The organism is Streptomyces melanogenes (assembly GCF_014649795.1).
Lineage (GTDB): Bacteria > Actinomycetota > Actinomycetes > Streptomycetales > Streptomycetaceae > Streptomyces > Streptomyces noboritoensis.
Genome location: NZ_BMTS01000021.1, coordinates 17,906 through 29,945 on the forward strand (window position 1 = coordinate 17,906; position 12,040 = coordinate 29,945).

General features: G+C 71.0%; 12 protein-coding genes. 3 read left to right on the top strand and 9 right to left on the bottom strand.

Going from position 1 to position 12,040, the window contains the following annotated elements; genetic code table 11:
* Nucleotides 1–42 precede the first annotated feature (42 nt).
* Entirely contained in the window at nucleotides 43–219 is a 177-nt protein-coding gene (locus IE252_RS33550; protein ID WP_190093227.1) for a hypothetical protein, read from the top strand.
* A gap of 48 nt (nucleotides 220–267) precedes the next feature.
* On the opposite strand, the gene IE252_RS43500 is transcribed toward IE252_RS33550, so the two are convergent.
* The 8 genes from IE252_RS43500 to IE252_RS33590 all read right to left on the bottom strand — a co-directional run bounded on the left by IE252_RS43500 (nucleotide 268) and on the right by IE252_RS33590 (nucleotide 7,521).
* Nucleotides 268–999 (bottom strand): hypothetical protein, encoded by a 732-nt coding sequence (locus tag IE252_RS43500; RefSeq protein ID WP_229848951.1) that lies wholly within the window; start codon nucleotides 997–999, stop codon nucleotides 268–270.
* Between the two features lie 424 nt (nucleotides 1,000–1,423).
* Nucleotides 1,424–1,681: a type II toxin-antitoxin system RelE family toxin gene (locus tag IE252_RS33560; protein WP_190093228.1), complete on the bottom strand. Its 258-nt coding sequence runs from the start codon at nucleotides 1,679–1,681 to the stop codon at nucleotides 1,424–1,426.
* Complete coding sequence (locus IE252_RS33565) at nucleotides 1,678–1,962, bottom strand: hypothetical protein (protein ID WP_190093229.1); 285 nt, start codon at nucleotides 1,960–1,962, stop codon at nucleotides 1,678–1,680. The genes IE252_RS33560 and IE252_RS33565 overlap by 4 nt, the downstream gene beginning before the upstream one ends.
* Nucleotides 1,963–2,139: 177 nt before the next feature.
* Entirely contained in the window at nucleotides 2,140–3,291 is a 1,152-nt protein-coding gene (locus tag IE252_RS33570) for a methyltransferase domain-containing protein (RefSeq protein ID WP_190093230.1), read from the bottom strand.
* A gap of 17 nt (nucleotides 3,292–3,308) precedes the next feature.
* A complete protein-coding gene (locus tag IE252_RS33575) occupies nucleotides 3,309–4,220 on the bottom strand; it encodes a radical SAM/SPASM domain-containing protein (protein WP_190093231.1) in 912 nt (303 codons plus the stop codon).
* Between the two features lie 138 nt (nucleotides 4,221–4,358).
* On the bottom strand, nucleotides 4,359–5,471 hold the full coding sequence (locus IE252_RS33580) for a phosphoenolpyruvate carboxykinase (ATP) (RefSeq protein ID WP_190093232.1): 1,113 nt from the start codon (nucleotides 5,469–5,471) through the stop codon (nucleotides 4,359–4,361).
* Nucleotides 5,468–6,364, bottom strand: coding sequence for a lactate/malate family dehydrogenase (locus IE252_RS33585; protein WP_190093233.1), 897 nt, complete (start codon nucleotides 6,362–6,364; stop codon nucleotides 5,468–5,470). The genes IE252_RS33580 and IE252_RS33585 overlap by 4 nt, the downstream gene beginning before the upstream one ends.
* Nucleotides 6,361–7,521, bottom strand: a complete 1,161-nt coding sequence (locus IE252_RS33590) for a phosphotransferase family protein (RefSeq protein WP_190093234.1) — start codon at nucleotides 7,519–7,521, stop codon at nucleotides 6,361–6,363. Before IE252_RS33590 ends, IE252_RS33585 begins: the two co-directional genes overlap by 4 nt.
* Nucleotides 7,522–7,797: 276 nt before the next feature.
* Between IE252_RS33590 and IE252_RS33595 the strand changes: the two genes are divergently transcribed.
* Nucleotides 7,798–8,637, top strand: coding sequence for a helix-turn-helix domain-containing protein (locus IE252_RS33595; protein WP_190093235.1), 840 nt, complete (start codon nucleotides 7,798–7,800; stop codon nucleotides 8,635–8,637).
* Nucleotides 8,634–8,849 carry a DUF397 domain-containing protein gene (locus IE252_RS33600; protein ID WP_190093236.1) on the top strand — a complete coding sequence of 72 codons (216 nt, stop codon included), beginning with the start codon at nucleotides 8,634–8,636 and terminating at the stop codon, nucleotides 8,847–8,849. Before IE252_RS33595 ends, IE252_RS33600 begins: the two co-directional genes overlap by 4 nt.
* A 382-nt stretch (nucleotides 8,850–9,231) precedes the next feature.
* Here IE252_RS33600 and cas3 read toward each other — a convergent pair whose 3' ends face one another.
* Nucleotides 9,232–11,997 carry a CRISPR-associated helicase Cas3' gene (gene cas3, locus IE252_RS33605; RefSeq protein WP_190093237.1) on the bottom strand — a complete coding sequence of 922 codons (2,766 nt, stop codon included), beginning with the start codon at nucleotides 11,995–11,997 and terminating at the stop codon, nucleotides 9,232–9,234.
* Nucleotides 11,998–12,040 lie beyond the last annotated feature (43 nt).

Below are 12,040 nucleotides of genomic sequence, written 5' to 3' on the forward strand. Positions count from 1 at the left end.
CCAGGGCACCATCCAGGTGCACCAGCAGGGAGGGGACACCGCATGGCCACGTACGACACCCGCCGCGACAGCGTCTGGGGCGCACGCCCCGCCGACCCGAACTGGGGCATCCAGCAGGCCGACCCGACCTGGGGTCTCACCGACGGCGACCCCGGCTGGGGCCGCACCCGCCGGGACGTCGGCTGGGGCACCACCGGCCGCGACACCACCTGGGACTGACCCCGCACCGCACCGCTCCTCTTGACCCGGCCCCGTACAGGAGCCGGGTCAGGAACGGCGCTCCGCCCAGGCCCGGCGGAAGGCTTCGAGTTCGCGGCGCTGGCGCAGCTCCTCGGCGAGCACGGCGGTGAGGGTGTCGCGGTCGAGGTAGCGGTCGACGACATCGAGGACCAGGCCGTGCAGCTCGGCGGGGTCGAGGGCCTCCGCCTCCCACTGAACAGCATGGCCGGGGTCGAGATCATGGCGGCGGGCGAAGGCCGGCCAGCGCGGATCCGCCACCTTGCCCACCGCCGCCAGCAGACCCCGCGTACGGGCCTGGCCGACGGTGAGCGCCAGGTGCTCGATGTGGTCCCAGCACCGGGTGCGCTCGATGAAGTCCCGCATGCAGTCCTCACCGCTGGCGTCGGCGTCGCCGACGTACGCAAGGATCCGGGGGCGCTGCTCGGCCAGAGCCCGCTCGCGCACGGTGCGCAGGTAGCTCTCGCTGCCGTAGCCGCGCGAGACCAGCACCGGGATACCCAGCTCCCCCACCCACTCTTCGAAAAGCACCCGCAGGGTGTCCTTCTCCGAACACAGGTAGAGGGCCACCGGCTGCTCCCGGGTACGGTCCAGGCGGAAGGTGTCGGCCAGGTCGGCGAGCGCTCTGCCTGCGTCCGGCCAGCTGGGCGCCACGTGGATGTGCCGGGTCAGATCCACCAGCTCCGGGCCGTCCCCGGCCCGGACGGACTCGGCGAGCTTCGCCGAGAGTTTGCGGTACGCCGCAGGCCGGTTCGGGATCACCCCGGCCGCGCACAACCGGTAGAAAAGCCGCGTCTCTGGCGCAGCGTCACCCGCGAGTCGTACCCCGCAGCGATCCTCCGCGCCTGCTCCACCACCCCCGCCCACACCAGTGCCATGCGGGTACTTGTACCCGCACGGGCGGCCAGCGGCACGAACAGGCCCGACAGCGGCACGCGGCAGCACGACATCCACGCCCGTCCCGCCGCAGAACCCTTCAAGCCCCGGCTCGTTGAACCAACGTCTTCCGTTCGCGGAACACGCCCAGGGCCTCGCACACCACCACCCCGTGCGGGGCCCTACCCCTGCCCGGACAAGGGATGCCCCTGGCGCCGCGGGAGGCGGGCGCCAGGGGCATCCTGGCGTGATGGCCAGGGGTAGAGCGCTCAGAGAGGCCCTGCGGTCTCCGCCGCAGATGGACCGAGGATCAGACGATCACCCGGGTCACGGTCACGGTCGGCGGTGTGATGCCCGGCGCGTCCGAGACGCTGTAGCGCACCGCGGCCGTGCCGACCAGGGCCACCCGGTCCCAGTGCCCGCCGCCCATCGGCCGCTCCAGCGACATGCCGCCGTACGGATCGGCCAGGGCCGCCTCGATGGCCTCCCGCAGGGCCTCACCCTTGCCCAGCGCGGCCAGGTCCTCCACGGCCTCCGGCGCGTAGACGATGCGGTACGGACGGCTCACAGAGCGCCTTCTGCGCGCCACTCGTCCCACGTCTTGGCCTGGGATGTCCCGTCGATGACCGCCTGGGTGGCCTGGTCGCCCCGGGGATCGGCCATGTCGGCCGCGATCCCCCGCCACAGGAGCAGCACGTGGGCGCGCTCCGTCAGCGTGGCCGTGCCCAGGGCCTCGTCGAACTGGGCGCGCACCTCCTCGGGCAGCGCCCCGCGGATCTCGGCCGCCGTCTGGGGCCGGCCCGGTCCCGGCTCCGCCCGGGGCGGTGTCTCGTTGGGGAGCGCGCTCATCGTGGTGACCTCCGGTCGATGCCTGCATCCCCACCGTACGCGGCCGCCGCACCGGCCGGGAGAGCCCCGCGGAATGCGGCAGAGCCACCGTCCCGGTTTCGGCTCGGGGCGGTGGCTCTGAGGGGCTGGCCCGAGACGGACCCGCTCCTGGGAGGCGGGCGCCGCGTTCTGTGTGCGTCAGGCTGGGATGGTTGCCGACCAGCCGCTCCGGTTGAGGTGGATGGCGCCGTCCGGGTCGACCCGGACGCGTGCCCCGCTGACGGGGAGGTAGCCGTCGATGACGAGCCAGGTACGGATGCGGTCCAGCTCGTCCCACAGCCGCCTGGGGCCGCCCTGGTGCACGGTCGGTGAGTCCCTTCGACCGGCAGCCGTGGCGCGGGCCCACGAGCCGTCCGCGTGGAGCATGTAGATGGTGCGCCGCCCCTCTTCGTCTTCGGTCTGGCGGTGGTCGATGCCGGGTGCGAGGAGTTCGAGGGTGGAGCGCAGGTCCCAGGTGTCCGGAACGTACGTCAGCGGGTAACGGCCGGTGGTGACGCTCTCGCCCTCGGCGTACTGGGCGGTCTCCCATACTTCCGCCGGGGCCAAGACCGCGTCGTCGTGGTCCTCGCCGTGGCGGGCGCTCATGAACGAGGCCCCGGTGGCGGCGATACAGCCGGTGGCGGTGCCATCCCCCTTCTTGTCGGCAACGAGGATCAGCCCGGTGCCGCTGATGGTGGTGACCAGCCTCCCGCCAGGGCGCAGCGCCTCCAGCCAGGAGGGCGGGACGGGCCGCACCGACACGGTGGACACGATGCGGTCGTAGGTGCCGGGCAGTTGCTTCGTGATGTCGCAGACGGCGGTGTGCGGGTGCAGTCCGGCCGCGGCGAGCCGGTCGGTTGCGGCCGCGACGAGATAGCCGTCGATGTCGACGCTGGTCACCTGCTCGGCGCCCAGGCGGTGGCAGGCCAGAGCGGTGCCGTAGCCGCTGCCGCACGTCACCAGAACAGTGCTGTCGTCCGTGATCATCGCGTGGCGGTACATCGTGACGACGAGCGTGGGCAGCGTGGAGGACGACGTCGGCCACGTCCCGGACGGGACGAAGGCGCCGGGCTCGGCGTGGTCGGCGTGCACGGTCCCCATACGGGTCACGAGCGTCTCGTCGCTGTAAGCGGTGCGCAGCCACCTGTCGGCATCGGCCGCACCGTCCCGCACGATCCGCCCCCCTTCGGCCCGCTCCCACCAGCGCGGTACGAACAGGTGCCGGGGTGTGGTGGCGACCGGCTCGTACCAGCGGGAGGAGGGATGGATGGTGTCGGCGGCGAGGCGGCGTGCGTGAGGTTCCCAGTCCATGCGCGTGGCTCCTGTTCTCAGTCTTCCGCCGGGCCGCAGGGACCGCCGCCGGTGGCCGGGTCGCACTTCGTGTCGTTGTTGGGTGAGCAGTCCGGAGGGCACACGCCCGTCACGCCAGGAGACGGCATGCACGAGTCCTCGTCGGGGGTGCAGCCGCGCCCGTGCCGCGTGGGGATCAGCTCCTTCACCCGGGCCCACCTTTCGCCCGCGAAAATCGCGGCCAGGCCCTCATCCTGCACCCGCCCGGCGGGCAGGAAACGCCCCAGAACACACGGTGTTACCGAGCCGTCCGGCATGACCGCCGCCGTACGGTGGGCGCAGTTCCCGCACAGCGCGGACGCGGACGGCAGGGTGCCGCCTGCGGCGTTGCCGACACGGCGGACCCTGTCAATGTGCACGTTCGTGATGCCGAGCGAAGCGAGATCCTCGCGGGCCTGCACGGTTCGCTGACCGTCCAGCACGTCAACGATGCCCACCCGCACGGGGATGCCCCGGCGGCGGGCCTCGATCAGGTTCGCCCGGGTCGCGGCGTGCGAGCCGTCTCGATCGGTGACGGCGTCGTGCCCGTCGTCCGTGTCCGCGTAATACGACGTCGCCAGACTCACCCCGGCCCGCGAGAACAGCGCCCAGTGCGCGAGACGAACCTTGTACAGGTTGGAGTACACCTCCACCCGCAGGCCCAGGCTCAGGGCGTGCTCGACCAGCTCGGCGAAGCCGGGGTGCAGGGTCGGCTCACCGCCGATCAACTGAACGTCTGTGACGCCGAGCGCGGCGGCCTCGCTCATCACCCGGCGCCAGTCGTCGACGGTCATCGTGCCGTGGCCCCCGGTCGGACCAGCCTCGGCGTAGCAGTGAGAGCCGCAGGTGAGTTGGCAGCGCTGGGTGATCTCCAGCTCAAGGAACGCGGGTGCTTCCGGTGCGATGGTCACGATCGTTTCCCTTCGCTTTGGTGGTGCCACGGTGCCCGGCCCGAACCCTGCCCGGCGGGTTCTCTCCAAATTGGAGAGAACCCGGGGCGGGGCGTGCCTGGAAGGCCGGGGATACCAGGCCCACCCCGTCCCTTGGGGTCAGGCCGTCACAGTGGCGAGGAGCGCCGTGTTCGCGGCGGCGTCGTGCCCGAGCTGGAGGGTGTGGCGGGGAAGCCGGTGGAGAACGTCGGCGACGTGCTCGTGCGCGGCGGTGCCGGTGGAGGGGGCGAGGCCGAACACGTCGGGGTACCGGTCCTCGGTCTCGGCGGTGAAGAAGTCGTCGTCGCCGAGCCGCTGGTCGACGTCGAGGACGGCCGGTGCGGTGTCGGCCCCCACTGTGGGGAACAGCAACCGCGCGGCCCGGCCCTCGGTGGCCAGGCTCAGCCCAAGCCAGTCGGCGAGCTGGTCCGGGAAGAACTGCGGCTTCAACTCCTTCCCCGCCTTGTTACGGATCGGGGTGCGGGAGCTGGTGCGGAGCGCGTCGGTGACCAGCGGGTCCTGCGTGGGGTGCAGTTCCTCGCCGTCCTTCACGCGGGCGGCGACCGGCTCGTACAGGTCGAGCGCGTCGAGGAGGCCGAGCCCGATCGCGGCCGCCGACGGCCACGGCAGAACGCGCACCCCGTCGCCGTCGGGGCGGACGAACACCCGGTCGTTCGCCAGGAGCTTCCACCCCTTCCTGGCGAGGAGCAGTGCGCAGGTGGTCTTGCCCGCACCCTTCGGCCCGAACGTCAGCACCGCCTGGCCGGTCGAGTCGGTGACGGCCGAGGCGTGCAGGATCGTCCACCCCGCCGCGAGTAGCTGCCCGCGCACCATCTCGCGGGCAAGGCGGGCAGCGGCGAGGGCCACCATGGTCTCCTCCGCGCCCGAGATCCGCAGCCCTCCCCCGGGCACATACCGGTAGGCAAGCTGGTCAGCGGGCTGCGCCGCCAGCACCACCCGGCCCGGGGTGCGGCGGTAGACCATCAAGCTGTTCGCGTACACGGTGTCCTGGTGCTGGTACTCGACGATGTCCTGCGCCACCGAAGCCGTGTCCGGGCCGTCGACGTCGGCCTCCACCAGCGACCCTGTGTACGGGGGCTTGGGGGTGGTGGCGTTCCACCACGGGCCGAAGTACCGGCGCGACCAGGCGGTCACCGACTCGCTGTAGGAGGTGACGGTCACGTCGTGGATGTCGGTCTGGATACGGGTGGCGTACTGCTCCGGTGTGGTCATACGACGGTTTCCTTTCGGATACTCGGGATGGCCTCGTAGGCGGTGGTGAGCTTGGTACGGGCGGCCGTGAGAGCGGCTTGTTCATCGGGGCTGAGGCGGGGCAGGGCGATGGTGGGGTGCCCGGCGGTGAGCCGGACCGGCACTCCCAGCCACGCCCCCTCGTGGTGGGCGGACAGTTCGAGGACGCCGTCGACCAGGCCGAGGGTGTGGCGCAGCGCCGCGAGGACCGCGCCGGCCGGACCGCACCGGGTGCGCCCGATCCCGGCGTTGATGACCGTCGGGCGCCTCGCGGCCTCGCGCCGGATGCCAGGCGGTACGGCGGTCAGGGGGCGGCCGTTGACGGTCGTGCCGGTGATGACCGCGTCTTCGCCGTGCTCGCCGATCACCCGGGCCTGCACCGACCCGAGCGGCAGGCCGAGCCGGTTGGCGAGGGCGATGCGGTAGCGGGCGGTGTCGGTGTGCGAGCCGATCCCGAACACCCGGACAGCCCCCGAGGCTTCGGCGAACAGGCGGGTCATGATGTCCACGGGGTTGGTCACCACGATCACCACTCCGGTATAGCCCTCCAGCTCCCTACCCAAGGCGGTGATGACGGGGGCGTTCGCGGCCAGGCCCGCCATGCGCACGTCGTTGGTGGCGGTGTTCGTGAACCTGGCCCTGGGGCACACCACCAGCGCCTCACAAGCGGCGAGGTCCGCCGCGTCGGCCGTCGGCTGCACTCGTACGTGGGAGCCGGTGACGGCCGCCATGTCCTCCAGATCGCACGCCAAGCCCACCGCAGACTCCTCGGTGCGCGAGGTGACGGTGATCTGGGTGCACCAGCCGGTGGTGACCAGGAGCGCCCCGATCGTCTGGCCGACTGCCCCGGCCCCCACGATCCCAACGCCAGTCATACGGCCACTGCCTTCGACAGGCGGGCGAGTGTCGTGGTCCACACGGTGCGCGGATCTTGCCGGGCGACCAGGTCCGCGCTGACCGTGTCCAGCAGCGCCAGCACCATCGGCGCCTTCTGCGTCAGCGTCACGGCCTGGACGGGCATGGGCAGCACCACCGGGCACGTCAGGTAGGTGGACAGGATGTTGACCGTGTCCATCGCCCACAGCATCAGCAACTCGCGTAACCAAGCCGTCCGCTCCAGCTTCGTCAGGGCGGCCGTGGTGTGGCCCACCAAGGAGGCGAGCCCGGCCGTGATGGCGTGCACGGTCGCCGCCGACAGGGGCGCCGTGAACAGGCCGAGGATCAGGCGGGAGACGAGTTTGGCGTGGTCGGCCTGGCTGCGGCCGCGCGCCATCCCCGGATCGAGGAACGCCGCCTGACCGTCCGGCCCGTCTGGGAAAACGATGTGCTCCGGTTTCAGGTCGCCGAACACCACCGGCCGTGACGCGGCCGCAGGCGCCAGGCGCAGGCCCTGGAGGCGGGCGACGATCGCGCCCAGCACGCCCGTGTGCGCCCCGGCCTGCTCCAGATAGGCCCTGCCCGACAACCCGTTGAACTTCCGCACGAAGGTCGCCGGAATCGACCGCTCACCGATCGCCACCGCATCGGTGACGCGGGGCGCGATCCGGGCCAGGCCCTCGCCGACCTCCCGCAGCACCCGCGCGCACAGCGCATCGGTGCGGTCCGGCTCCTTCACCAGCACCTCGGCCAGCGTCGGCCCGACCACGGGCTGGGTGAACAGCACCCCGCCCGTGTACCCGGCCACCAGCGGCGCCCGCAGACCCGCCACCGGCAGCAGCCGAAGCTGCTCGGCCTCGCGCGCCAATAAGGTCTGCGGACTGGCGGTGTAGGCGTCCTGGGCGGCCCGCACTGCCGACCACGACCCGCACGAGCCGCGCACCACCGACACCAGCGACATCCCCAGCAGCGACACCTTCGCGTACAGCACGGTGCCGTTGACTTCCACCGTGCGCACGTAGCCGGTGACCGACGCCGTATGGGGCCCGAGCGCCAGCCCGGCCCCGGGCCACAAGGATTCGGCGGCGTGGCGGATCTGGCCATCGGCGTACGCGAACAGCTCCCTCACCGGTATCGGGCTCAACATCTGCGGCACGACTCGCTCCTCTCCCGCGCGTCGGCCCGGCTGGCGCGCGGCTCACGATGCGGCCGCCCTTCAAGATCACATGCCGTGATCATTAACTCGCTGTGCGTAGCGGCCTGTTGGCAGTGTGGCACTGGACTTCCCACCATGGGAATCCCAAGGCGGGATTCCCTCAGATGAGTTGGTGTGGCGGCGGGAGGGCATATGCATGAGGTGGGCTCCGAGACCGGCCTTGCTGTGATCGCAGCGGGTGGCCAGACTGACGGCTACTCGGAAGAAGGGCCGCAGATGACCTCAACTGGACCACGACGACTCCAGCTCGCAGCCGGTCTCCAGAAGCTCCGCGAGCGTTCCGGGCGAACACTCGAAGAGGTCGCCAAGCTCTCCGGGTACGGCAAGTCAACCGTCGGACGGTACGAGGACTGGCGCAGCCGTGCCAAGCCGGTACCCCGCGCCGTCCGGGCCATCGCGGAAGCCGCCGGCGGCAGACCGGCCGAGGTCGCCGCTCTGGTGCGGCTCGCCGAGGACATGCCCGAGGGCTGGTGGGTGGGCGCCGCGGTCCCGGAGTGGCTGCACCCGCTGGTGAGCCTGGAGCATGAAGCCCAGTACGAAAGCGCGTTCGCGCCGTCCGTCGTCCCCGGCCTGCTCCAGACCCGCGACTACGCACTGGCCATCCACCTGGCCGAGCAGGTCCGCCAACCGCTCGACAAGGTAACCGAACTGGTCGAGGGGCGGATGCGCCGCCAGGAAGTCCTCACCCGCCACTCCCCACTACACCTCTGGGTCGTCCTCGACCAGGCTGTACTCCGGCGGGAGGTCGGCGACCGCACCGTCATGGCCGCTCAGCTCGACCACCTCATCGAGCAGTCGCAACAGCCGAATATCGACATCCAGATCCTGCCGTGGGCAGCGGGCGCCCACGCCGCCGGGCTGGGCCATTTCGTCACCATCGGATCGGATGACGTACTGGGAGCCGTGTACGTGGAGATGCTCGGCGGCGGGTTCTACATGGACTCGGCCACCGACGTCCGCCGGTACACCGTGGCCATGGACTACCTTCGCAGCCAGGCAGTTGATACCACTGGCTCCCTGAAGATCTTGGCTGCCGAGCGCAAGGAGTACAGATGATCACGCACAAGCCGACTGCCGAGGAGCTGGCAGGGGCTGCCTTCTGGAAGTCGTCGTACAGCGGCGGCAGCGGCAACGAATGCGTCGAGGTCGCACAAGTACGGTCCTGGGCCTGCGTCCGGGACTCCAAGAATGGGACCGGGCCCGTGGTCCCTGTGGCGGCGCACGCGTTCGCCGCCCTGGTCACCGCGGTCAGCACAGGCGCCCTGTAGTTCTCTGAGACCGCACGCCCGAAGGGCCGTCCTGCCTTGGACGGCCCTTCGTCGTACGCCGTACGTGCCACCTGCCCCGGCCCCCGCCGTACCCCACCACGGCCAAGCCGCTGGCGCGGTGCCCTGCGACGCTTCCTGGGCGGCCGGAGCAGGCAGGCGCCGCCGGAGCAGCCCAGGGCGAACGGGCCGACGGCCCGTCACGCCGTGGCCCGGGCTGCGCAGTTGTCGGCTCGAATTGACCGGTTCGTACGGCCCGCCGCGCAGCATGATCGCGTACGGTCGCAGCGCAGGGCACACCCAAGGTGCACCAGCAGGGAGCGGAGCGGTCGGCCTGGAGCCAGTCCGTACTTGGGGTGCTCCCCGGTGCGGGGGTGTTGCCAAGTCAGCGTGTATGCCGCTCGCGTACCAGGCCCAGACGCTCGTCCAGGCGCAGGGTGTGGGTAGCGGTTCGGTAGGCGCTGGCGGCGCCGTTGCTGTCGAGGGGGTGGGGCAGGATGCGCAGCTCGCTGGCGGCGGGGGTCGTGCGCCATTCGGGCGGGGTGCGGGTGTCGGTGTCGTCGGCGGGGAGGTAGGTGCTCGGGGCCTGGATGGTGAGGCGGATGAGGGCTGCCACGGTCTCGCGGTCGAGGCGCTCCTGGCCCGGGGCGGGGATCGGGAGTGGGGTGGTGCGGTGGCGGTCGAGGTAGCGGCTTCCGTCGGGCGTGGTGTAGACGGGCAGGATGCGCGCGGCATCGGCGCCCAGGCGTGTGGTCACGGCGGCGGGGTCGATCTCGCGGTCGGTGAGCGGGTACAGGTCGGTGACATCGCCCGGGGCAGGGATCGCGACGGCGTCGGCCGCGGCGGACTGGGCCGCCTCGCGGCGGGCGCGCTCGTAGTCGTCGGGCAGTGCCTGGTCGGCGCGCTCGTTGAGATCGGCGTAGACCGTTTCGATCATGTGGGCGACGTCGCCGGGGACGTCGATGGGCCGGCCCGCGAGGTTGGCGAGAACACCGTGGGTGCGGCGCAGGAGCGACGCATCGTACACAGTGCCCCAGGCGCGTGGCGGCAGGGTGCCCGCCGGGGCCAGGACGACGAGTCGAGGCTGAGCCGCCCAGGAGGGGCGGGAGCCTCGGGTGCCGAGAATGTGCCGGTGGCCGCGCCCGGCGCGCTGGAGGAGCTGAGCGAGGGGGGCGAGGTCGCTGATGACGAGGTCGAAGTCCAGGTCGAGGGACTGCTCGGCGATCTGTGTCGTGACGACGATCAGGGGTTGCTTCGGGCGCATCGCCTTGGGTCCGAGCAGGTTCAGCAGGGTGCAGGTGATCTCCTCGCGCTGCCACACCGGCATGCGGGCATGCAGCAGCAGGACGCGGGGACGGCGTGTGCCTGCGCGCTGTTCGAGGGTCAGGAACGTCGTCTGGGCGTCGGGCACGGTGTTGCACACCACCAGCACGGCTCCGGGGTCTTCCGCCGCCTCGTACAGCGGAGCAAGTTGCGCCGACAACCGCCGGAGCCGGCCGTGGGGGTCTGCGGGGTCGTGTCCGTGGCGTGCGGAGATCATATCGACAGTGAGCTTGCGGGCGCGGGTGCTTTCGATGGTGCGCGAGGCGGTGACCTCGCCGCTGTCCGCATCGGCGAACAGCCACCCGGGGTAGGCGGGGGCGCGGTCACTGGGCTCCGTGTGTCCGGCACCGGCGCGGTAGGCGTTCACCAGGCGCTTGGCGAGCGCACCGGACAGGGTTGCCGAGAGCAGGACGACGGGCACCTTCAAGTGGCCCAGCCACTCCAGCAGCCGGATCGTCAGGGCATGACCGTACGCGTCGTAGGCGTGCGCCTCATCGATGATCAGCGTCTTTCCGGAAAGTCCCAGCCACCGCAAGGCATTGAACCGCACCGGGAGGGCGGCCATCGCGGCCTGGTCCCAGGTTCCGACGGCCGCCGCGGACATCAGGCCCAGATGCCTCTGCCGCAGGAAGACATCCGTCGTCGTCGCCACGCAGCCGTCCTCGACGGGCAGATCGCCTCCGTCCCCGCCATAGGCATCGTTGAGCCACGCGAGCCCGTGCAGCAGTGTCACCGGAGTGTCCTCAAGGGCGTTACGGGCAACGTACGCGCGGACCCGTTCCCACATGGCGTCCGTGGTGGCCATCGTCGGCAGGAGCACGGCCAGCCCCGGACATCCGGCAGCAACCCCCAGAACACGCGCTGCGAACAGCCCACACTCCGTCTTGCCGTCACCGGTGGGCGCGGTCACCAGCACCATTCCGGCACCACCCACCAGCCCAGGAAGCCGCTGAGCGACATCCCGCTGGAGCGGGTACGGATCCGCGATCTGCGGAAACACGTCATCGAAAGCAGCGGCCGACCGCCAGGCCGGCACCGCCAACTGGGCAGCGGAGACGGCCTTCGGAGCAGCCTGCACGGCCCGGTCGAAGTGCCCCAACCAGTCCGCCTCACCAGCGGCGCGCCACTCCCCCTGCCGCGCAAGCACCCACCGGGTCCTGGAGGCCAGCCAGTCCGCCAGCACCACCAAACCGGTCACCATGACGGCAACCCCCGCGGGAGCAACCCGGCTTGGTGCCGCAGGCCGGCCGCACGCCATGAACAACAGATCCGCCAGAGCATCACGCTGCTCCAACCACCCCGCGGCGGTACCGACACGCGGCTCGGCCACACACGGATCGGACATGGTCCTACGCTCCAGCATCGGGCCATAGACACCGTGATGTCCCCCGAGGATCTGCCCTACCTGATGCGCCACCACCCGGCCCGGCCGACCCGACAGCCCGTACCCGAAACGGGCCAGCAGAGACGGGACCGTCAGATGCGAAACCCTCTCATGCCGAATCGCTCCCTCATGCATCCACCCTGCCGGAGCCGCGAAAGCAGAACTCTCAAGAAACTCAGGACACGGCCCTGAAACCTGGCCCTGGAACGACGGGCAGCACTTGCCGATATCGTGCAACCCCGCCCACAACGCCACCATCCCGCGCGCAGCCGAAACCTCAACGCCGAAGGCATCAGCAATCCGATGGCGCTGCCGCCCCGTCAGAAGGGCGTCCCACAACTCCCCTGCAAAAGCAGCAGTGTCCAAGAGGTGACACGCCAACGGATACGGAAATCGAAGACCACCGGCTTTCCCCCAGACGAGCGAAATAACCTTGCCGCGCATCGAACCTCCTTTGGCGAAACAGAAATAGAGAACAGACAGACTT